The organism is Streptomyces sp. MZ04 (genome assembly GCF_004684775.1).
Classification (GTDB): domain Bacteria; phylum Actinomycetota; class Actinomycetes; order Streptomycetales; family Streptomycetaceae; genus Streptomyces.
This window is the reverse complement of the sequence record NZ_SRIC01000057.1, coordinates 1-20,318: the sequence shown is the minus strand read 5'-3', so window position 1 is coordinate 20,318 and position 20,318 is coordinate 1. Positions and strand designations below refer to the sequence as shown.

20 protein-coding genes are annotated in these 20,318 nt (G+C 72.3%); 9 read left to right on the top strand and 11 right to left on the bottom strand.

Going from position 1 to position 20,318, the window contains the following annotated elements:
• Positions 1–29 precede the first annotated feature (29 nt).
• A complete protein-coding gene (locus E2651_RS15180) occupies positions 30–1,553 on the bottom strand; it encodes a bifunctional phosphatase PAP2/diacylglycerol kinase family protein (protein WP_135331655.1) in 1,524 nt (507 codons plus the stop codon).
• Between the two features lie 79 nt (positions 1,554–1,632).
• Here E2651_RS15180 and E2651_RS15175 point away from each other — a divergent pair, with 79 nt between their 5' ends.
• The 3 genes from E2651_RS15175 to E2651_RS15170 all read left to right on the top strand — a co-directional run bounded on the left by E2651_RS15175 (position 1,633) and on the right by E2651_RS15170 (position 3,243).
• Positions 1,633–2,268: a PadR family transcriptional regulator gene (locus tag E2651_RS15175; protein ID WP_135331654.1), complete on the top strand. Its 636-nt coding sequence runs from the start codon at positions 1,633–1,635 to the stop codon at positions 2,266–2,268.
• 77 nt (positions 2,269–2,345) lie between these two features.
• Positions 2,346–2,480, top strand: coding sequence for a hypothetical protein (locus tag E2651_RS45940; RefSeq protein WP_280922794.1), 135 nt, complete (start codon positions 2,346–2,348; stop codon positions 2,478–2,480).
• A gap of 79 nt (positions 2,481–2,559) precedes the next feature.
• Complete coding sequence (locus E2651_RS15170; RefSeq protein ID WP_135331653.1) at positions 2,560–3,243, top strand: glycerophosphodiester phosphodiesterase family protein; 684 nt, start codon at positions 2,560–2,562, stop codon at positions 3,241–3,243.
• Between the two features lie 3 nt (positions 3,244–3,246).
• Here the strand turns inward: E2651_RS15170 and E2651_RS15165 are convergent, their stop codons facing one another.
• The gene (locus tag E2651_RS15165; protein WP_135331652.1) at positions 3,247–3,798 is read right to left on the bottom strand and encodes a GNAT family N-acetyltransferase; all 552 of its coding nucleotides are present in this window, start codon (positions 3,796–3,798) and stop codon (positions 3,247–3,249) included.
• An 88-nt stretch (positions 3,799–3,886) separates the two neighbouring features.
• Between E2651_RS15165 and E2651_RS15160 the strand changes: the two genes are divergently transcribed.
• The 5 genes from E2651_RS15160 (at position 3,887) to E2651_RS15140 (ending at position 9,073) form a co-directional block, all read left to right on the top strand.
• Positions 3,887–4,279, top strand: coding sequence for a VOC family protein (locus E2651_RS15160; protein ID WP_135331651.1), 393 nt, complete (start codon positions 3,887–3,889; stop codon positions 4,277–4,279).
• Positions 4,195–4,647, top strand: coding sequence for a TetR/AcrR family transcriptional regulator (locus E2651_RS45935; protein WP_348541635.1), 453 nt, complete (start codon positions 4,195–4,197; stop codon positions 4,645–4,647). Before E2651_RS15160 ends, E2651_RS45935 begins: the two co-directional genes overlap by 85 nt.
• Before the next feature lie 140 nt (positions 4,648–4,787).
• Complete coding sequence (locus E2651_RS15150) at positions 4,788–6,176, top strand: NAD(P)/FAD-dependent oxidoreductase (protein ID WP_135331649.1); 1,389 nt, start codon at positions 4,788–4,790, stop codon at positions 6,174–6,176.
• 235 nt (positions 6,177–6,411) lie between these two features.
• A complete protein-coding gene (locus E2651_RS15145; RefSeq protein WP_135331648.1) occupies positions 6,412–8,004 on the top strand; it encodes a hydantoinase/oxoprolinase family protein in 1,593 nt (530 codons plus the stop codon).
• Positions 7,997–9,073, top strand: coding sequence for a DUF917 domain-containing protein (locus E2651_RS15140; RefSeq protein WP_135331647.1), 1,077 nt, complete (start codon positions 7,997–7,999; stop codon positions 9,071–9,073). Before E2651_RS15145 ends, E2651_RS15140 begins: the two co-directional genes overlap by 8 nt.
• On the opposite strand, the gene E2651_RS15135 is transcribed toward E2651_RS15140, so the two are convergent.
• The 7 genes from E2651_RS15135 to E2651_RS15110 form a co-directional block, all read right to left on the bottom strand.
• Positions 9,046–11,385: a penicillin acylase family protein gene (locus tag E2651_RS15135; RefSeq protein WP_135331646.1), complete on the bottom strand. Its 2,340-nt coding sequence runs from the start codon at positions 11,383–11,385 to the stop codon at positions 9,046–9,048. The genes E2651_RS15140 and E2651_RS15135 overlap by 28 nt on opposite strands.
• A gap of 76 nt (positions 11,386–11,461) precedes the next feature.
• Positions 11,462–12,970, bottom strand: a complete 1,509-nt coding sequence (locus E2651_RS15130; RefSeq protein ID WP_135331645.1) for a sodium:solute symporter family protein — start codon at positions 12,968–12,970, stop codon at positions 11,462–11,464.
• Positions 12,967–13,293, bottom strand: a complete 327-nt coding sequence (locus tag E2651_RS15125) for a DUF3311 domain-containing protein (protein WP_135331644.1) — start codon at positions 13,291–13,293, stop codon at positions 12,967–12,969. The genes E2651_RS15130 and E2651_RS15125 overlap by 4 nt, the downstream gene beginning before the upstream one ends.
• 85 nt (positions 13,294–13,378) lie before the next feature.
• Positions 13,379–14,176, bottom strand: coding sequence for an SDR family oxidoreductase (locus E2651_RS15120; protein WP_135331643.1), 798 nt, complete (start codon positions 14,174–14,176; stop codon positions 13,379–13,381).
• A gap of 142 nt (positions 14,177–14,318) precedes the next feature.
• Positions 14,319–15,290: an aldehyde dehydrogenase family protein gene (locus E2651_RS15115; protein WP_280922795.1), complete on the bottom strand. Its 972-nt coding sequence runs from the start codon at positions 15,288–15,290 to the stop codon at positions 14,319–14,321.
• Positions 15,239–15,757 carry an aldehyde dehydrogenase family protein gene (locus tag E2651_RS45930; RefSeq protein ID WP_280922793.1) on the bottom strand — a complete coding sequence of 173 codons (519 nt, stop codon included), beginning with the start codon at positions 15,755–15,757 and terminating at the stop codon, positions 15,239–15,241. Before E2651_RS45930 ends, E2651_RS15115 begins: the two co-directional genes overlap by 52 nt.
• A gap of 48 nt (positions 15,758–15,805) precedes the next feature.
• Positions 15,806–17,029 carry a M20 family metallopeptidase gene (locus E2651_RS15110; protein WP_135331642.1) on the bottom strand — a complete coding sequence of 408 codons (1,224 nt, stop codon included), beginning with the start codon at positions 17,027–17,029 and terminating at the stop codon, positions 15,806–15,808.
• 146 nt (positions 17,030–17,175) lie between these two features.
• Between E2651_RS15110 and E2651_RS15105 the strand changes: the two genes are divergently transcribed.
• Positions 17,176–17,952, top strand: a complete 777-nt coding sequence (locus E2651_RS15105) for a FadR/GntR family transcriptional regulator (RefSeq protein WP_135331641.1) — start codon at positions 17,176–17,178, stop codon at positions 17,950–17,952.
• Positions 17,953–17,957: 5 nt separating this feature from the next.
• On the opposite strand, the gene E2651_RS15100 is transcribed toward E2651_RS15105, so the two are convergent.
• Entirely contained in the window at positions 17,958–18,497 is a 540-nt protein-coding gene (locus tag E2651_RS15100) for a MarR family transcriptional regulator (protein WP_135331640.1), read from the bottom strand.
• 37 nt (positions 18,498–18,534) lie between these two features.
• Entirely contained in the window at positions 18,535–20,271 is a 1,737-nt protein-coding gene (locus tag E2651_RS15095) for an FUSC family protein (RefSeq protein WP_135331639.1), read from the bottom strand.
• Between the last annotated feature and the right edge of the window lie 47 nt (positions 20,272–20,318).

Sequence of the window (20,318 nt, the reverse complement as noted above, 5' to 3'; positions counted from 1 at the left end):
GCGCCGCATGGCGTAACGGCCGCGCCGCGTCAGCCTGGCGTCGGCCGGTACACGGTGAGCGCCTCGGGGAGTTTGTCGAGGAGCAGCGCCGTGGGAGCGGGGGCGACTTCGCCGTCGTACGCCATCGGCGTGCCGGCCGGCAGGCCGGAGACGGCCAGGCTCCGGGGCCGCGCGGACGCGTACACCCGGGTCCGCGCCAACTGTCCGGCCAGCGCGGCGACCAGCAGACGGCTGCGCGCGAAGTGCCCGCCGTGCGCGACACGGACGTCGAGGAGGCCGTCGGCGAGGTCGTGCCGGCGCACCGGGGCGATTCCGGCGCTGCGGTAGGCGCCGTTGCCCGCGAAGAGCAGCCACAGGGAGCGGCGCCGTCCGTTGACCATCGCGCGCAGCGGGCGGCCCGTGCGCACGATCCGGGCGACGCCGAGCAGGGTCGCGGGCGGGCCTCCGATCCTCGGTGACCAGTGCTCTCTAATGCGTACGAGATCGGGGTAGGCGCCGAGGCTGAACGTGTTGAGGAAGTACACCGGGTCGGGGTACGTCCCGTCTTCGGGTCCCGCACCTGCCTGCGGCCTGATCCGGCCGACGTCGGCCCGGACCGCGCTGCCGTCGGCGACGGCCGCGCAGGCGTCCGCGACGGAGTCGACGCCCAGGTCCACGGCGAAGTGGTTGAACGTCCCGCCGGGCAGCACCATCAGCGGCACCCCGTACCGCAGCGCCGGTGCGACGGCGGCGTTCACCGTGCCGTCGCCCCCGCACACACCGAGCACGCCGCCGCGCCGGGCCGCGTCCCTGGCGGCCTCCTCGATCACCTTGACGAGCGGTCCGGCCTCGTCCTCGTACCGCACCACTTCGGCGCGCGGCAGGGCGCTCTTCAACTGACGTACGGGATCGACGAGTTGGGGCTGGGCGCCGGACGACGGGTTGACCACGACCACCAGACCCTCGCCGTCCGGCAGCGCGGGCGCGTCCGTCCGGGGCCGTGCGGGCGGCGGCAGCTGCGCGCGGGACGGCACAAGGCCGCGCACGGCGTAGGCGGCGCCCGCGCCGAGGGCCGCGCCGACCAGGACGTCGCCGGGGTAGTGCACGCCGGTGTAGACGCGGGAGAACGCCACCGACCAGGCGACCGGCGCCACAGCCGCGCCCAGGGGCCGCGACTCCAGCGCGACGCCGGTGGCGAAGGCCGTCGCCGATGCCGCGTGCCCGGACGGGAAGGAGCTGGTGACGGGCTGCCGGGCCAGGTGCCGTATCACCGGCACCGCGTCGAGGAGCGGCCGGTCGCGGCGCACCGCGCGCTTGCCCAGCGTGTTGACCGTGACCGAGGCGAGCGCCAGCGAGGTGATGCCGCGCACCGCCGCCCGCCTGCCCCGCGCGCCGCCGAACGCCCACATCCCGGCGGCGATGCCGCACCACAGCAGCCCGTGGTCGGCGCTCCGGCTCAGCCGGGGCAGCACCGGCTCCGCGGCCGGCCAGGAGCGGGCGGCCACATGATGGAACGCGAAGCGGTCGGTGGCGCTGAGCAGCCTGCGGACGCGCCGCCCCGGTAGATCGTTCATGCCTCTCTCCTACCCTCGCGCGCCGTCCGCACCGCACATGTCTTGCGCCGACGACCCCGCGTTCACTTCAATCAGTCATATGGCAGCCCCCCGTTCCGCCCCTCGTTCCACCCCGTCCCAGCGGCCCGATGAGCTGCCGCCGACCGCGTGGGCCGTGCTGGGCCTGCTCTCCTTCCCCGGCGAGCGCACCGGCTACGAGCTCAAGAAGTGGGCGGACGCCTCGCTCCGCTTCTTCTACTGGTCGCCCGCCATCAGTCAGATCTACGCCGAGCTGCGCCGCCTCGAAGGCCTGGGCTACGCCACGTCGCGGCGCTCGGGACCCGAGGAACCGCGCGCCAAGCGCACCTACGCCATCACCGGGGCGGGCCGTGCCGCGCTCGCCGAGTGGGCGGGCGGCGCCGCGGACGTGGGGCCGCCGGTGCTCAAGCATCCGCTGCTCCTGAGGGTCTGGCTCGGGCATCTCGCCGACCCGGACGAGCTGCGGGCACGGGTGAGCGAACACATCGCCCGTACGAGGGGCGAGCTGGCGCAGGTGCGCAAGGCGCTCGCCCGCGCCGAGGGCGTCGAGTCGTGGTCGCATCCGCAGATCGCGCTGCGCTGGAGCGCGCGGCGCCTCGAGTCGGAGATCGGCCTGGCGGAGGCGATGCTCGACGACCTCGCCGGCCTCTCCGCCCCCTCCGGTCAACCCCTGGAGGACTCGCCCACCCACGGGTGAAGCGGGTCGCGGCGACGGGCCCCGGGCCGGTAGGACGGGGCGGGTCAGCCGACCCCGCCGTACGGAGCAGTGCACCTGTGAGCACCCGCGCAGTCCTTGTCGCCGCCGTCATCACCGGCCTCATCCTCGGCATCATGGGAAGCAGAGCCGACGACTCCGATTCTTCGGGCCGGCCGCGTACGGGCGGTTCCATCGCGGAGGCGGGCCATTAGGCTGCGACCTTGCCGCGTGGCTTTCCTCCGTCCTCAGCCCCGCGGTCGCCGAGCCGCCGTCGACGGAAGCGAGTGAACCTTGAACTTCCTCACCATCGGTCATCGCGGGGTCATGGGTGTCGAACCCGAGAACACCCTCCGCTCCTTCATCGCCGCGCAAGCCGCGGGCCTCGATCTCATCGAGCTCGATCTGCATCTGAGCAAGGACGGCGCCCTCGTCGTCATGCACGACGCCGACGTGGCCCGTACGACCGACGGCAAGGGACCGATCGCCGAGAAGACCCTGGCCGAGCTGCGGGAGCTCGACGCCGGCCGCGGCGAGCGCATCCCCGTCTTCGAAGAGGTCCTGGACGCCGTGAAGGCCCCGCTGCAGGCCGAGATCAAGGACGTGGCGGCCGCGCGCGCCCTCGCCGAGGTCATGCACCGCCGCGATCTGGTGTCGCGGGTGGAGGTGATCTCCTTCCACGACGAGGCGATCGCCGAGATCGCGCGCCTGGTCCCCGGCGTCCGCACCGCGCTCGTCGCCAGCCGCTACGGCACCGACATCGCGGAGCGCGCCACGGCGGTCGGCGCCACCACCCTCGTACTGAACATCCGGCGCCTGACGCTCGAGATCGTCGAGCGGGCCAAGAAGGCCGACCTGCGGATCATCGGCTGGGTCGTGAACACCCAGGACGATCTGCGCCTGGTGCGCGCGCTGCAACTGGACGGCGCGACGACGGACTACCCGGAGATCAAGCGGACGGGCCGCTTCACGGCCTGACTCTCAGTCCAACGGCTTGACCAGCAGCTCGAACTGCAGGTCGTCGCGCTGCGGAATGCCGAAGCGCTCATCGCCGTACGGGAAGGGGGTCATCTCTCCCGTACGGCGGTAGCCGCGCCGCTCGTACCAGGCGATGAGGTCGTCGCGTACGGAGATCACGGTCATGTGCATCTCACGGGCGCCCCACGCCTCGCGCACGGTCCGCTCGGCCTCGGCGATGATCACCTTGCCGAGGCCCGCGCCCTGGAGCGCCGGGCTCACCGCGAACATCCCGAAGTAGGCGTGCGCACCGCGGTGTTCGAGCTGGCAGCAGGCGACGACCCGGCCGTCGCGCTCCACCGTGAGCAGCTTGCTCGTGGGCGACTTGATGACGTCGACGACGCCCTGCGGGTCGGTCCGCTGTCCCTGGAGGATGTCCGCCTCGGTGGTCCATCCGGTCCGGCTGGTGTCACCGCGGTACGCCGATTCGATGAGCGCGACGAGCGCGTCGACGTCCGCGTCGGTGGCGTCCCGGAAGGTGAGGTCGCTGGTCGTGGGGCGCGGGGCGGTGTCCATGGGGCGGGTTCTCCGTTCTCTGACGCGGCTCTGGGCGCGGCGCGGGCTGCTCACCGCCGAGGGTAACCCGCCGCTAAGGTGCGGCCGCATGGTGCACGTACTGAGCAGCAGGATCCTTCTCCACCCCACCGACCCCGAGCGCTCGCGGACCTTCTACGGCGAGGCGCTGGGCCTCGCCGTCTACCGCGAGTTCGGCACGGGACCCGAGCGCGGCACGGTCTACTTCCTGGGCGGCGGCTTCCTCGAAGTCTCCGGCCGCTCCGAGAGCCCGCCGTCCCCCGGCCTCCAGCTGTGGCTCCAGGTGCCGGACGCGCGGGCGGCCCACGCCGAACTCGTGGAGCGCGGCGTGGAGGTGACACGGCCGCCCCTGAAGGAGCCCTGGGGTCTGATCGAGATGTGGATGGTGGATCCGGACGGCGTCAGGATCGTCGTCGTCGAGGTCCCGGGCGATCACCCGATGCGCTTCCGGCCGGGGATCTGAGACGCCTTCGCACTCCGCACTGTCTCTATGGATCATTGCCTCTATGGACCAGTCGGGCCAGTGTGCTCTTCGTGACAAGAACACGCGGTGAGACCCGCGCCCGGATCCTGCGCACGGCGGCCGAGCTGTTCCAGCGGCAGGGGTACGGCGCCACGGGGCTCAATCAGGTGCTCGCGGAGAGCGGTGCCCCCAAGGGGTCGTTGTACTTCCACTTTCCACAGGGCAAGGAGCCGTGGGCTCCGCCGCCGGGCCGGAGGATGCCGTGCGGCGGCTCGGTGAGCTGCTCGCGCAGGGGCTGCAGGGGGCGCTGCTGCTATCCCCCTGCTTCAGCTGGGGGAGGATTCAACACCTCAACTGCGGTTCCATGATGAAGATCGGGCCCACTGACAACATGCGGCGCCGGGCGCCCCGGCGGAGGATGAATCGGACGCCTCTCCGAGGAGACCCGTATGTCGCCGCCCGACGGTGCCGACGCCGTCCTGAGCCCACACCCCTGGAGAGATCTCGTATGCAACCTCCCCGGATTCTGATCGTCGGCGGTGGATTCGCCGGTATGGAGTGCGCGCACAAGCTGGAGCGGACGCTCAAGGCGAGCGACGCCCAGCTGCGGCTCATCAGCCCGCAGGACAGTCAGCTGTACCTGCCGCTGCTTCCGCATGTCGCGGCGGGCGTGCTCACGCCGCAGTCGGTGGCGGTGCCGCTGCGCCGGATGCTGCGGCGCACGGTGATCGTGCCGGGCGGGGCGATCGGCGTGGACCCGCACGCGAAGGCCGTGATCGTACGGAAGATCAACGGCGAGGAGATCGTGGAGCGTTACGACTACCTGGTGCTCACGCCGGGCAGTGTGACGCGGCAGTTCGACATCCCCGGTGTCGGCACGCACGCCGTGGGCGTCAAGACGCTCGCCGAGGCCGCGTGGATCCGCGACCACGTGATCGCGCAGCTCGACCTGGCGGCGACGACATCGGACCGGGCGGAGCGCGCGTCACGGCTGCAGTTCGTGGTCGTCGGCGGCGGATACGCGGGGACGGAGACGGCGGCCTGTCTGCAGCGGCTCACCAGTGCCGCCGTGAAGCGGTATCCGGGGCTCGACGCGTCGCTGATCAAGTGGCATCTGGTGGACGTCGCACCGAAGTTGATGCCCGAACTGGGCGACCGGCTCGGCGAGAAGGCGCTCGCCATCCTGCGGCGGCGCGGCGTGGACGTGTCCCTCGGGGTCTCGGTGGCCAAGGCGACCGAGGACTCCGTCACGCTCACCGACGGGCGCGTGCTGCCGTGCCGCACGCTGATCTGGACGGCGGGTGTCGCGCCGAGCCCGCTCATCGCCACGCTGGGCGCCGAGACCGACCGGGGCCGCCTGGTGGTGCGCCCGGATCTGACGGTGCCCGGCCTGGACGGGGTGTTCGCGCTCGGCGACGCGGCGGCCGTGCCGGACCTCGCCAAGGGCGGCGACGCGATCTGCCCGCCGACCGCGCAGCACGCCATGCGGCAGGGATGGGCCGCCGCGAAGAACATCACCGCCGCGCTGCACGGCGACCCGCTGACCGACTACCGGCACAAGGACATGGGTCTGGTCGTCGACCTCGGCGGCATCCAGGCCGTGTCGAAGCCGCTGGGCGTGCAGTTGACGGGCCTGCCCGCGCAGATCGTGGCGCGCGGCTACCACCTGGGCGCCCTGCGCACCCTCACCGCGCGCTTCCGCACGGCCGCGAACTGGGGCCTGAACGCGGTCGCGGGCGACGACTACGTACGCACCGGATTCCAGGCCCAACGCCCCGCCACGCTCAAGGACTTCGAGCACACCGACGCCTATCTCCCGAAGGAGCAGATCGACGCGCGGCTCGCGGCGGAGGGCACCAGGCGGTCGATGGCCCCGGAGAAGCCCCGCTTCTCGTAGACGACCGGCTCTGCTCTGGCCGGATGAGTGAGCGGCGACTACGAGTGGTGGGGTAGCGCCGCTCCCGGCTTCGTGCTGCCCGTACGACGGGGACGTACGGGGCTCCGGATGACGGCGGTCGACGTCCGAGGGTAGATGCCGCCGCCCGAAGGCGCGTCGCGCCGGCTGGTTGATCACGGCGAGCGTCACGTCCGTACTACGCGTCAACTGCCCTCACACGAAGGACTCCACCATCATGCGTATCGGCATCGACGTCGGGGGGACCAACACCGACGCCGCACTCCTCGGGGACGACGACCGCGTGCTCGCCACCGCGAAGTCGCCCACCACGTCCGACATCACCTCCGGGGTCACCGCCGCCTTGCGGGCCCTGGATCCGCCCGTCGAGTCCGTCACGGCGGTCATGATCGGCACCACCCAGTTCCTCAACGCGCTCGTCGAGGGCACCCGCCTCGCGCCCGTGGCCGCCGTTCGCCTGGGTCTGCCCGCCACGGCCGCCCTTCCGCCCATGACGGACTGGCCCGAGCGGCAGCGGGCCGCCGTCGGCGGGCACGCCTATCTCTGCCACGGCGGACGGGAGTTCGACGGACGGCCGCTTTCGCCGCTCGACCCGGAGGAACTGAAGCGGGCCGCGGCGGACATCGCGGCGCGCGAGCTCACCTCCGTGGCCGTCTCGTCGGTGTTCTCGCCGGCCGCCGAGGAGGACGAGCGGCGCGCGGCCGAGATCCTGCGCGCCGAGCTGGCCGTGGGCACGCACTTCTCGCTCTCGCACGAGCTGGGCCGGGTCGGACTCCTCGCCCGCGAGAACGCCACGATCATCAACGCGGCGCTGCGGGACCTCGCGGTCGTCATCGTCGAGTCCCTCGGCAAGGCGCTCGCGGAGGTGTCGGTCACCGCGCCGTTCTTCCTCTCGCAGAACGACGGGACGCTGATGGACGTCGGCTTCGCGCGCGCCTGTCCGGTGGCGACGTTCGCGTCAGGGCCGACCAACTCGATGCGGGGCGCGGCCTTCCTCTCCGGGCTCGGCGACTGCGCGGTCGTCGACGTGGGCGGCACCACGGCCGATGTCGGCATCCTCAGCGGGGGCTTTCCGCGCGAGGCGGCGGGCGAGAGCCGGGCCGCGGGGATCCGCACCAACTTCCGTGCCCCCGACGTCCTCTCGCTCGGCATCGGCGGCGGCTCGCTCGTCTCGCCCGACGGGGAGACCGGGCCGCGGTCGGTCGGCCACCGGCTCACCGAGGAGGCCCTCGTCTTCGGCGGTACGACACTGACGGCGACGGATCTCGCGGTCGCAGCGGGTCTCGCGGAAGTCGGCGACCGCAGCCAAGTGGTCGATCTGCGGCGGGAGTTCACCGCACGCGCCCTTGACCGCATCGCCGGGCGCCTGGCCGAGAGCGTCGACCGGATGCGGACCTCGGCCGCCGCGCTGCCGGTCGTGGCCGTCGGGGGCGGCTCCGTCCTGGTCCCCGACGCGCTGCCCGGCTTCGCCGATGTGCGCCGGCCGCGCCACTTCGACGTGGCCAACGCGGTGGGCGCGGCGATCACCCAGGTCGGCGGGGAGGTCGACCGGGTCTATCAAGTCCCCGAGGGGCGGCGCGATGCGGTACTCGCCGGGGCCCGCGACGAGGCAGTGGGGCGGGCGCGGGACGCCGGGGCGCGCCCCGGCAGCGTACGCGTCGTCGACATCGAGGAGGTGCCGCTCGCCTATCTGCCCGGCGGCGCGACACGCATCCGGGTCAAGGCGGTCGGCGATCTCGATCCGGCGCGGATCACCGGGGCGGCGGTCCGGGGACCGGCGCGCGGAGTCGGGGCGAGGGCGCATGCGTGAGATCACCCTCGACAACCTCGACGACATCGCGCGCGGCGCGGGCATCCTCGGCACGGGCGGGGGCGGCGACCCGTACATCGGCAAGCTGCTCGCCCGCGAGGCGATCCGGGCGCACGGTCCGGTACGGGTCGTCTCCATCGACGAGGTGCCCGCCGACGCGACAGTCGTCCCGGTCTCCGGGATGGGCGCACCGACCGTCCTCCTCGAACGAGTACCGAACGGCAAGGAGGAACTGGTGGCGTTACGGGCCCTGGAGCGACACATAGGCCGCCCCGCGACCCACATCGCGCCGATCGAGATCGGCGGGGTCAACTCGATGCTGCCGATCGCCTGCGCCGCGCGGTCCGGTCTGCCGATCGTGGACGGGGACGCGATGGGGCGGGCGTTCCCCGAGGCGCAGATGGTGCTGCCGGGCCTGATCGGGGTCACCAACTCCCCTATGGCGCTCGCCGACGACAAGGGCAACACGGTCATCGTCGAGGCGGTGGACAACCACACGGCCGAGCGGATCGGGCGCGCGGTGTGCGTGGAGCTCGGCTGCCAGATCGCGTGCGCGGACACGGTGCTGCGCGGCGATCAGCTCGCCGCCGGTCTGGTCCCGGCGACGCTCACGCTCGCCGAGCGGCTCGGCGCGGCGGTGCGGACGGCGCGGGCCGCGCACACCGGTCCGGTGGCGGCGGCGCGGAAGGTGCTCGGCGGCAGGGAGCTCCTGACGGGCAAGGTGGTTGACGTGGGCCGACGCACGGAGCGGGGCTTCGCGCGGGGCCGCGCACGCATCGAGGGCAGCGGTACCGACACCGGCCGGGTGCTCGAACTAGCCTTCCAGAACGAGCACTTGGTAGCCGTCCGCGACGGCGTGACAGTGACGACCACACCGGACCTGATCTGCGTCCTGGACAGCGGAACGGGCGATCCGATCACCACGGAGGGCCTGCGCTACGGCCTGCGGGTCAGCGTCGTGGCGGCCCAGTGTGACCCGCGCTGGACCACTCCGGGCGGCCTTGCGCTGACAGGGCCGCGCTATTTCGGGTACGAGATGGATTACGTGCCGTTCGGGTCGGCGGGCTGAGACTCCACCGCAGACAGGGGCGCGGCGGACGGCCGCAGGGTGATGGTCCGCCGCGCCCCCTTCTCCACCGCGGCACGGGAGTACAGCAGCGGGAAGGAGCCGTCGGCGGCCCACTCCTCGAACAGATCGTCGTAGTGCGGGTCGCCCGGAACTCCGGACTGCCCAGGCGAGTTCATGGCCACGGAGTCGTCCCAGGAGCCGACATCGACGACGATCCGGAAGGTGGCCCCGGCGATCTGCCGGAATCCAGGACCGTAGGCGGTGGCCCCGACGGTGTCCCCGCTGCCACCGCGAGGGACGGGCCCCACGGAGGCCCAGTCCGGGGCGGGCCCTTCGAGCAGGGCGGCGATGGGATGCCGCGGATGGGCCTGGTGCAGCGCACCCCAGGCCCACCCGCCGGGGTCGGGTCCGAGCAGCCGCCCGAGCTCACCGACGGCATCGGCGAGCGTGCGGAGCAGTAGGGCGGGATCCGGGTCGCTTTCCAGGAGTTCCAGGTCGACTCGGGGGTCAGCGGCGGCATCCTCCACGGGCAGCACCCGCGCAAGGGCCAGCTGCCGCCGCTCCTCCCCCACGATTCCCTCTCCCTCGAGCGCCCGCTCCAGGAGGGCGGGCCGAAGGTGACGCCGGTACCAGACCTCGAAGAGGGCGGCAGCCGGTGACTCGACGGTGAGCCGCGCATCCCAGTCACGCAGCAGACCAAGACCGGCGGCCACCGCGGGATCGCCACTCTCCCATCCTCCCAGCAGCCGCTGGACGCGCCGCGCGGGCAGACTCACATAGTCGGTCTGCAGCCGAACGCACTCCTCGACGGTCCATCCGGTGCGCGCACCGAGCTCCTCACTGATGCGATCGTGGCGGGTGGCGGCGTACCAGTCGTACGTCACCGTCTTCTCGTCGTTCGGGTAATCGGGCGGCAGATTCAGCTGGTTGGCGGTGGCGAACCAACCCTCCTCCGGGTCGCGCTCCGAAGGCAGCTCCTCGACATCCAGGAAGCCGTCCCACTCGTAACGACCGTCGCCCGGAACCGGCAGGGTGCCGTCCCAGCCCCGGCGGACGGGGACGCGCCCGGCGGGGCGCCAGCCGATGGTGCCGTCAGGAGAGGCATAGACCTGATTCTCACCGGGCGCGCCCCAGCGACGCATGGCCGCGACGAACGCGTCCGGGCTCGCCGCCCGCATGTAGTCCATGCTGCCCAGATAAGGGGCCATACCCGGCCCGAGCCAGGCGGCACGCACCGCGAACGCGGCGTTCTTGTCGGGGAGTTCACGAATGACCGGACCGTGACGTGTGAACCACAGATCGGCGGCGACGGGGGCACCGCCCCGCACCGGAATCTCCTCCGTGACCCGAGTCATCGCCTCCCACCGCCCCTGATACCAGTAGGCGTGCGGGTCGGCGGGGTCGGTGCGGTAGACGTACAGATCCTCCTGATCGATCGGAAAGATCGTCAGACCGAACGCGATATGCCCGTTATGGCCGATGGAGATGCCGGGCAGGGCCGGTTCGCCCGCCCCGATGACGTCGATGCCCGGCGCGGAGAGATGCGCCAGATAGCGCAGGGCGGGCAGGGTGACGGCACGGTGCGGATCGTTGGCGAGCAACGGGCGCCCGGTGGCGGTGCGGGACGGAGCGATGACCCAGTTGTTGGAGCCGTCCAGTCCCTGCCGAGGCGCAGCGTCCGCCGCCCAAGGGGGCGTGGTGGCCATCTCGTACACACGCAGGACGTCGTCCGGAATGACGGACAGATCCAGCCCCTCGGGGACGCGCAGCTGATGCGGCGCGGGCTCACGCCGACGGCGCAGCTCCTCGGCGGCGGGCCCGTGGTCACGCAGGGTGAGGGCACGGGCGACCTCGTCGCGGAGGTTGCACTGGAGCCCGTGACTGCGGATGCGGGCCACGTCGGACGGCTCCCAGTAGGCCGGGACGTACCCCAACTCGGCGCATTCCGGCGGAAGATGAAGACCATCCTCGCGACACAGCGCCACATAGGCATTGATGCCGCGCACGAACGCAGCAGTCACCCGCTCCGTGTCGTCACCATAGGCACGCCACTCCTCAGCCATGTCGCCCCGGTAGAGGAACAGCCGTGCCGCCCGGTCGTGTTCGACGTACGCATCACCCAACACCTCGGCGAGCACCCCGAGTCCGCGCCGTCGCCACAGGTCGAGCTGGAAGAGCCGGTCCCGGGCGGCGTTGAAGCCCTGGGCGAGGAACAGATCGTCCTGCGAGGCGGCGTACAGATGAGGCACGCCCCACTGATCGATCACGATCTCCACGGGTTCAACAAGCCCCGGGACCTCGTACTCCGTCATCCGCCCCTCACTCCCCTGCCAGAACACAACTTTCCCAAAGTAGTGGTGCCCCGTGAGCCCCGTTTCGTGGCCGCGATCAAAGCCCCGGCACAGAAGAACCGGCGGCCCCTTCACTCGGCCCCGCCCCCGGCGCCAGCCACACGACCCCGAGCAGCACAGCGAGATTGGCGGCGAGCGCGATGATGCCGCCGTTCACCCCGAGGTACGGGTCGTTCTCGGTGGCCCACAGCACCGTCATCACCGCGAGACCAGCCAGCATCCCCGCGACCGCAGCCCGCGCCGTCAATCGCCGCCAGAACAAGGCAAGAAGCACCACCGGCACGAGCTGCGCGAGCCCCTCGTACGACAGCACCGACAGCTCCACGAGAGTGTTCGGGTAGCAGAGGCTGCCCGCGAGGGCGATCAACCCGGCGATGACGCAGACCAGTTGGGAGAGTCGCTTGGCCCGTAGGTCACTGGCGTCCCCGGACTTCCCGAGGGCACGACGACGGGCCCGCGGATCCGCTCCGTTGCCGCCTCCCAGGACGGTGCGCCCCCACAACGTACCGATCGAGAGCATGAAGACACTCATCGGCACGATCGCCGACAGCGCACCCGCGACGCCGATGAGCGCGACGACAGGCGAGGGCAGCGAGTCAGTCACCAGGCTGAAAAGGGCCAAGTCGGGATTGCCGAGGGTCGGCATCACGAACAACGCCGTGGCACCGACCACCATCGGTACGAACAGGAGCAGTTGGTACCAGGGCAGCAGCAGCGCGTTGCGGCGCAGCGCGTTGGGGCTCTTCGCGCTGAGGTAACCGGCAACCGTGGTCGGGAAGATGGTGATCGTCACGGCGTTGAGCACCACAGTGCTCAGGAACCACACGCCGTCACGCCCGCCGGACTCATGCCCCGGAAACGTCAGCCACTCGGGCTTCTCGCTCACCATGCGCTGCATGAAGTCACCGAACCCGCCGAGGTAGTGCATCGGGATGTACACGGCGAGGAACACGACGGCGACGATCACCAGCATGTCCTTGAGCACGCTCAACCACGCCGAACCGCGCAGCCCCGACACGAGGATGAAGACCTCGGCCACCACGAAAGAGATGACGGCCGCGACCTTCAGATCGACACTGCCGTACGTCATCGCGTTCACCACGACGCCCATGCCCTGAATCTGCACCTGGATGTACGGGACGATGAAGACGGTCGCGACGACGGCGACGAGAATCCCCACCGGGCGCGAGCGGAACCGGAATTCGGCGATGTCCGCGATCGAGATGAGGCCGTGCCGGGTCGCGTACGTCCACAGCGCGGGGCCCACGACGTACGCGACGGCGAAGCCGACCGTCAGATACGCGACCAGGTAGAGGATCGGCGCACCGAAGGAGTACGACCAGCCGGCAGTCCCCAGAAAAGAGAAACTGGTGTACGTCTCGCCCGCCATCAGCAGCCAGATGAAGAGCACCCCGAGGCCACGGCTCGAGACCGACCACTCGGCGAGCCCCTTGGACCGGCCTCGGGCGCTCCACACGCCGATCAGGACGGTGGCGGCCATGGCGATCCCGAACACGGTCGTCGCGACCGCCGCGGACCCGTTCATCGGCGGCCTCCTTCAGGATCGTCGGCGGGGATGGGTTCGACGGCGCCCGTGCGGTAGGCGGGGTCGAGGCGGGCGGCGAGCCAGATGACGAGCGGGCTGATCACCGTGGCGGCGATGACCCAGGCGAGGAGGAAGGGGACGCCGAGGATCCGGGGCTCGATGCGGTTGGCGACGAACGGGGCTGAGCCGTAGAGCAGGACGGGGACGAGCAGCAGCCACAGGGAGGGACGGGCCACGCCGCGCACGCTGGGGAGGCCGTCCAGGGGCGAGGGGGCGGAGGCCGGTGGCCCCTGCTCGCCGCTGTCTTCGGCTGTCGGAGGCATGAGGGGACTCCTTGAGGAGGTGCGGGGGGAGAGGTCACGCGGAGGGGACGGCAGCACGTCGGCAACGCAAACGACGGCACCAAGCTCACACCGACGGGTCGAAACGCCCGTCGACCGCCGTCCAGCCGCCATCCACCGTCAGCACACTGCCGGTGACGAAGGTCGACGCGTCCGACACGAGATAGGCAACGGCACCGGCGAGCTCGTCGGCGCGGGCCCAGCGCTTGAGCGCGGAGGCCTGGGTGTAGGCATCGAACCATGCGGGGTCGGCGGCGATCTGATCGGTGAGCGGGGTACGGACGACGCCGGGCGCGACAGCGTTGAACCGCACGCCCTGCGGCCCCCATTCTGCTGCGGCGGTCCGCAGCAGCTGGATCAGCCCCGCCTTCGACGCGGCGTACGCACCCTGCCCCGGCTCCACCTGGAAGGCCCGCATCGAGGCGAACCCGACCACGCTCCCCCGGCCGCGCTCGGCCATGCCGGGGGCCACGGCCTGGATGAGCGTGAGGTAGGAGCGCAGGTTCAGCGCGACGACCCGGTCGAACTCGTCAAGGGTGTAATCGGCGATGCGTTTGCGGACATTGGCCCCGACGGTGACGACGAGCCCGTCGAGCGGCCCCCACGCGTCGACGGCGGCGCGCACGGCCTCGGGGTCGAGGACGTCGAGGGCGTACGGGGCGGCCGTGCCGGGACGCTCACCGGCCGAAGCGCCGTCCGCGGCGAGCGCGGCCGTCTGTGCGGCCCCCGCCTCATCCCGGTCGGCGACGACGACGTGCGCGCCCTGGGCGACAAGGGCGCGGGCGGCCTCGCGGCCGATGCCGCTCGCGCCGCCGACGACCGCGATGCGGCGCCCGTCGCACCGGAACAGATTGCCGTAGTCCATGGTGGTACCACCTCTCTTGGAGCGGGGCTGAGCGCTCCGCTGGAAGACCGATGACGATTCCGCGGGCCGTATGTGGCTGATCGCGCAGTTCCCCGCGCCCCTTACGGGGCACGGGACCGCACCCGCAATTCGACAAGACCGCTCAGGCCCGGATGACCGCCATCCGCGTCACCGTCAGTTCCTCGATCGCGAACCGGGGGCCCTCGCGGCCGATTCCCGAGTCCTTGACGCCGCCGTAGGGGGCGATGTCGCTGCGGTAGCCGGGGACTTCGTTCACCACGACGCCGCCGACCTCCAGGGCCTCCACCGCCCGCAGTGCGGACCGCAGGTCGCGGGTGTACACGGCGGCGTGCAGGCCGTAGCGGCTCGCGTTGACCACGTCGTACGCGGTGTCCAGGTCCGGCACCGTGCGCAGACAGACGACCGGGCCGAAGATCTCCTCGTCCCAGGCGGGTTCGCCGTCGGGTACGTCGGCGAGCAGGGTCGGGGCGACGCACCGGCCGTCCCTGGCGCGCTCCCCTCCGGCCACGAGGCGCGCTCCCGCCGCACGCGCCCGCCCGACCCAGTCGAGCACCCGCTCCGTCGCCGCCTCGTCGATGAGTGCCGAGACGCGGGTGCCGGGCTCACGCGGGTCGCCGACGGCCACCTCGGGGAGGAGCCGCGCCAGCTTTTTCTCGAACTCCCCGGCGACCGCGTCGACGACGATCACGCGCTGTACGGAGATGCAGGCCTGCCCCGATGCGTAGAAGCCGCCCCGTACCACCGCGTCGGCGGCGGCGTCGAGATCGGCGTCGGCGGCCACGACGAGCGCGGCGTTGGAGCCGAGTTCGAGGACCACCTTGCGGGGCGCGGCGTCCCGCGCGATGAGGTGGCCGACGGCCGCCGAGCCGGTGAAGGAGACGGCGGCGACCTCCGGGTGCGTGGTGAGGGTGCGGCCGACCTCCGTGTCCCCGGTGACCAGTTGCACCGCCCCGGCCGGCGCGCCCGCCGCGATGAGCCGCTCGCGTACGAGATGGACGAGCCGCAGGGTGGCGAGCGGTGTCGCGGGCGCCGGTTTGACGATCACCGGGCAGCCCGCCGCGAGCGCCGGGGCGATCTTGTGGGAGGCGAGCAGGACCGGATAGTTGAAGCCCGCGATGCCGACGACGACGCCGACGGCCGCCGGGTCCAGAAGCCGAACAGGCCTTCCCCGGACGCCTGGAGGTCCAACGGCACGGTCTCGCCGTGCAGTTGGGCCACCTCGTCCGCCGCCGACTGCCAGGTCGCCACGGCCCGCGCCATCTCGACCCGGCAGTCGACCAGTGGTTTGCCGGTCTCCAGGACGAGCAGGTCGACCAGTTCCGGCGCCGCGTCGGCCAGCGCGTCGGCGACCCCGGCGAGCACCTGCCGCCGCACGCCCGCGGTCAGCCTCCCGACGCGTCCGCTGATCGCGGCGGCGTGCTCGACCGCCCGCGCCGCGAGCTCCGCGTCGCCTACGGGAGCCGTGCCGATCTCGCTGCCGTCGTACGGGAAGCGCACGGCCCGGCGCTCGGGTGCGGCCGCCCAGCCGTCGCCGACGGGCAGTCCGGCGGGGCGAGTCATCGTGTGCCTCCGGGTCATCGTGTGCCTCCGGTCATCGTGCGCCTCCGGTCATCGTGCGCCTCCGGTCAGGAAGGCGCGGGCAGCGGCGGCGTACACCCGGGTGTACTCGGCGATCTCCCGCACCTCCACGAACTCGTCCTTCTGGTGGGCGATCCACTTGCCGCCCGGTCCGTAGACGACCGTCGGCAGACCCGCGTCGCGGGTGAGGATGGTGCCGTCCGTCGTGCCGGGCACGGCTCCGAAGGGCGGTGCGGCGCCGTGCACTTGGCGGTGCCCTTCGACCAGTGCGGTGACCACGGGATGGTCCTCGGGGAGCTCGATCGCGGGCCGGTCGTCGACGACGGTCAGCTCGACACCCACCCCGACCCCGGCGGCCGCATCCTCAGCGAACTTCCTTACGCACTCGATGAGTTCGGTGTGGCCGGTGCCGGGGATGGTGCGCACGTCGATGCCTACGATGCCGTGCGCGGGGATCACGTTGAGCTGGTCCGGGTCGCCGCCGCGCAGGACGGTCGGGGTGACGGTCACGCTGCCCGCGTGCGGGTGGGTGCCGTAGCGTTCCTCGGCCCAGGTCTGGACGCGGGCGAGCGTCTCGACGATCCGCGCTCCGGCCACGACGGGGCTCTTCGCCTCCTGCGGCATGGCGCCGTGGGCCATCACCCCGTCCAGGTCGAGGCGGAGCCGGATGCCGCCGCGGGCCGATGTGCACACCTCGTACCCCTCCGGCTCACAGACGATGACTCCGTCCACCTCGCGCGCCAGGGGCGTGGCGGCGAACGCCTTCGCGCCGAGCATCAGGCCTTCCTCGTCGCACAGCACGCCGATGACGATCCGGCCGGGGAAGGGCCCGGCGAGCTGCAGGGCCCGTACGCCGTAAATCATCGCGGCGACACCGGATTTCATGTCGGCCGAGCCGCGCCCCCAGAGCTTGCCGTCGCGGATCTCCGCGCCGTAGGGATCGACGCTCCAGTCCGCCGGATCGCCCTCCGTGACGACGTCGATGTGCCCCTCGAACATCAGGGTCGGTCCTTCGCCGCCCCCGCCCTCGATGACGGCGACGGTGTTGGGCCGCCCCGGCGCGACCTCCACCACGTCGTACGTCCAGCCGAACGTGTCGAAGAGCCGGGCGACGAGTTCGGCGGCGGGCCGCTCGACCTCGGTGGCTCCTGTCGCGTTGACGGTGCGCAGCCGGACCAGGTCCTGGGTGAAGGCGACGGCGGCCTCGGCATCGACGGCGGGCGTGGCGAGAGGGGTGCTTGAGCTGGCATGCATGGAACCTCCAAGTCAGCTGACCACTAGGCCAGTCGACTGGTCAGACCAGTTGAGTTCCCGTACTCTGCCTCCACGTTCAGGGCCGGGTCAACCATCGGATCTTGGTTTTCCGCGCCGACATCACGTACCGCGGAGGGGGCGGGCCGATGGCCGCCGACGACACCGACCTGTTCAAGACGGTCACACCGGTCCGCGCCTATCAGCGGGTGGCCGAGCAGATAGAGGAGCGGATTCTCGCCGGCGATCTGCCGCCGGGCTCCCGGCTGCCGGCCGAGCGCGAGCTGGTCAACCGGTTCGGCGTCGGCCGTTCCACGGTCCGTGAGGCGCTGCGCGTCCTGCAGTCGGCGGGCCTGATCCGCTCGCGCCCCGGCGATCCGCTCGGCGCGGAGGTCCTCGGTGTCTCTCCCGACAACCTCAGTCAGGCCCTCGGCCGGCTCACCCGTTCCAGTGTGGCGACCCTCGGCGAACTGGTGCAGTTCCGCATGGTGCTCGACGCCGAGAGCAACCGCCTCGCGGCGCGGCTGCACGGCGAGGCGGATCTGACGCGGATGCGCGAGCAGATCGCCCGCATGGAGGCACTCAGCGGTGGCCCGGCGTCCCTGCACGCGTTCAGCGAGGCCGACGCGCTCTTCCACCGGGCGATCGCCGAGGCGAGCGGCAACTCGCTGCTCGGCCTGTGCGCGCGTGCCGTGCACGAGGCGGTGGTCGAGGTCATCGAGAAGAAGATCGCGGGCGTGTCGGACACGGCGGCCTGGATGGAACGCTCCATCGCCCATCACCGCGAGGTCCTCGCGGCCATCGCGGCGGGCGACGGCCCCCTCGCCGCGCGCCTGGGCCGGACGGCGCTGCACGAGTACTACGCCGAACATGTGGAGCCGGAGACACGGGAGTTGCTCGCGGCATCGCTGGACGACGCCCCGTAGCGCCGCTACCCCCGCGGCCCCGGCGACAGGCCGAGCCGCCCCTCGAGCTGGGAGAGCAACTCACCCAGGAGTGCGCTGAGTCGACCCTGCCCGTCCGCGTCAAGACCGCCCAGGACCACCGTCTCGTACGCGAGCTGTTCGGGCAGGATCGCGTCGACCAGGTCCCTTCCCTCATCGGTCAGGCGGACATGCGAGACCCTGCGGTCCCGGCTGTCGACGCGCCGGTCGACCAGGCCGCGCTCCTGGAGCTGTTTGAGGCGCTTGGTGACGGCGGCCCCCGAGGAGAAGGTCTCCCGGGCGAGTTCGCCGGGGGTCAGCTCGTGGCCGGTGCGGCGCAGGGCGCCCAGGAGATCGAACTCGGGGCGGTTCAGGCCCGCCCGGCGCAGGGGCGCGTCCTCGGCCTGCTGAAGGAGGGCCGCGCAGCGGTTGATGCGGCCGATCACCTCCATCGGCCCTGTGTCGATGTCCGGCCGCACCGCCTGCCACTGCCGCACCACTGCGGCGACGGTGTCGCCCGCCGCGCCAGGACCGCTCCCGTTCGTCATGCTCCCGTACCCTCGCCGTTCCTTCTCGCCCCGGCCCTCACGGCCGGCCCGCTCCTACGCTCTCGGCGCCGCTTCCCGTGCCGCGCACGGCCGACGACGCTGCCGCGAGCGTACGGTGTCCGGCCTGCTCCGCGACGAGCACCCGCTGCCGCGGCAGGGCGCGCTGCCACCATTCGCCCGCGGCCGCGTCGTCGGCCATGCGGAGCTCGACCAGGGCCGCGGTGAGGCGGCGGCGGTCCTGCCGCAGGGCGCCGGGCGTGGGCGACGGGGCGGCGAGGGTCCGTTCGGCGTGGGCGCGGGCGCGGTCCGTGGCGTCGATGGCCAGCTCGATGTGGTCGGCGGCGCGGCGGTTGGTGACCACGATCGCCGCGACGACGCCGAGGAGCGCGCCGACCAGCGTGTCGACGATCCGGTCGAGGATCAGACCGCCGGGCTCCTGGAAGCGTACGAACTCCGTCACCAGGAGGGCCATCGGCGTCACGCACACGCTGCCCAGCCAGTAGTTGCGGGTGATCAGCGCCTCCGCGCCGAAGGCGAGCGCGAGACAGCAGACGATGAGCGCGGCGTGCCCGAGGTGGGCCACCGGCACGATCGCGGCGAAGGCGAGCACGCCGATGAGGTTGCCGACCACGCGCTGAACTCCCCTGTTCCAGGTGAGCGTGACGTTGGCCTGGTAGAGCGAGGCGGCGGTGACGAGCGCCCAGTAGGGGCGCCCGATGCCGAGGGCCAGGGACGCGTACCCGGCGAGCGCGCAGCCGATGGCGGTACGCAACGCGATGGGCAGCAGCGGCGATCCGGGCGCGAGCCGCCGCCACAGCGGACTCTTCGCGGACTCCGCCGCCGCCAACTCGGCCTCTGGGCCGTGCAGTTCGGCTTCCGCCTCGGGTTGTACGTGGTCGGGGTGCGGGACGGCTCCGGTGCCGCGCAGTCCGGTTGCCCAGGAGCGCAGTCGTGCGGGGTCGGCCGCCGAGGGCGCCGCCAGGGCCTCCTCGGCCTGGATGACCAGGAGTTCGAGGGCGCGGCGCGGGCGCGTGGGGGCGCCGGTGACGAGCAGCGACTGCCAGGCCGCGTGGATCGCGGCGGCGGCAGCCGCGCGGGCGCGCTCCCTGGCGGGGCCTGCCGAGCTGCCGGGGCCTGCTGACCTGCCGGGTACTGCTGACCTGCCGGGGCCTGCTGACCTGCCGGGTACTGCTGACCTGCCGGGGCCTGCTGACCTGCCGGGTCCCGCCGCTTCGGCGTACGCGGCGGCGGCGTGCAGGGCCCGTGCGGTGGCCCGGCGCTCGGGGCCGTGCGGGCGCAGCAGGGCGGGGGCCATGCCCACCAGCCAGGCCACGGCGCCCGCGGCGAGGGTCAGCGCGAGGTGGCCGGGAACCTGCCCCAGGTGCTGCGGCGCGAAGAGGGTGGCCGAGCTGATGAACGTGAAGATGAGGTGGCCGGGCGGGCCGGTGCGGGTCGCGTCGCAGAGCGTCTTCTGGGCGGCGGCGAGCAGCGCGCCGACGGCCACCAGGACGGCCGGTGACGAGGTGAGCGAGGCGGTGACCATGGCGATGCCGACGCTCGCGAGCATGCCGGCGACGACTCCGGCGAGGGCACGGGCGCGGGCGGCGTAAGGGAGGTTGTGCGCGTAGAGGGCGCAGAACGATCCGGCCATCGTGTACATCACGAGGTCGAGGCGGCCGAGCGCGAGGAGCGTCAGATTCGGTATCGCGGTGGCGACGACCACGCTCGACGCGGGCTTGAACCAGATGTCGGAGGGCTTGGCCAGGCGCAGCACACCTGCCAGGGGGAGTCGGCGGATCGACGGGAGCGAGGGTCGGGAGG

What these genes read in the sequence shown, in the direction of transcription:
- E2651_RS15180 (WP_135331655.1), bottom strand. Translation starts at nt 1,553, where the DNA reads ATGAACGATCTACCGGGGCGGCGCGTCCGCAGGCTGCTCAGCGCCACC.
- E2651_RS15175 (WP_135331654.1), top strand. Translation starts at nt 1,633, where the DNA reads ATGGCAGCCCCCCGTTCCGCCCCTCGTTCCACCCCGTCCCAGCGGCCC.
- E2651_RS15165 (WP_135331652.1), bottom strand. Translation starts at nt 3,798, where the DNA reads ATGGACACCGCCCCGCGCCCCACGACCAGCGACCTCACCTTCCGGGAC.
- E2651_RS15160 (WP_135331651.1), top strand. Translation starts at nt 3,887, where the DNA reads ATGGTGCACGTACTGAGCAGCAGGATCCTTCTCCACCCCACCGACCCC.
- E2651_RS15150 (WP_135331649.1), top strand. Translation starts at nt 4,788, where the DNA reads ATGCAACCTCCCCGGATTCTGATCGTCGGCGGTGGATTCGCCGGTATG.
- E2651_RS15145 (WP_135331648.1), top strand. Translation starts at nt 6,412, where the DNA reads ATGCGTATCGGCATCGACGTCGGGGGGACCAACACCGACGCCGCACTC.
- E2651_RS15140 (WP_135331647.1), top strand. Translation starts at nt 7,997, where the DNA reads ATGCGTGAGATCACCCTCGACAACCTCGACGACATCGCGCGCGGCGCG.
- E2651_RS15135 (WP_135331646.1), bottom strand. Translation starts at nt 11,385, where the DNA reads ATGACGGAGTACGAGGTCCCGGGGCTTGTTGAACCCGTGGAGATCGTG.
- E2651_RS15130 (WP_135331645.1), bottom strand. Translation starts at nt 12,970, where the DNA reads ATGAACGGGTCCGCGGCGGTCGCGACGACCGTGTTCGGGATCGCCATG.
- E2651_RS15125 (WP_135331644.1), bottom strand. Translation starts at nt 13,293, where the DNA reads ATGCCTCCGACAGCCGAAGACAGCGGCGAGCAGGGGCCACCGGCCTCC.
- E2651_RS15120 (WP_135331643.1), bottom strand. Translation starts at nt 14,176, where the DNA reads ATGGACTACGGCAATCTGTTCCGGTGCGACGGGCGCCGCATCGCGGTC.
- E2651_RS45930 (WP_280922793.1), bottom strand. Translation starts at nt 15,757, where the DNA reads ATGACTCGCCCCGCCGGACTGCCCGTCGGCGACGGCTGGGCGGCCGCA.
- E2651_RS15110 (WP_135331642.1), bottom strand. Translation starts at nt 17,029, where the DNA reads ATGCATGCCAGCTCAAGCACCCCTCTCGCCACGCCCGCCGTCGATGCC.
- E2651_RS15105 (WP_135331641.1), top strand. Translation starts at nt 17,176, where the DNA reads ATGGCCGCCGACGACACCGACCTGTTCAAGACGGTCACACCGGTCCGC.
- E2651_RS15100 (WP_135331640.1), bottom strand. Translation starts at nt 18,497, where the DNA reads ATGACGAACGGGAGCGGTCCTGGCGCGGCGGGCGACACCGTCGCCGCA.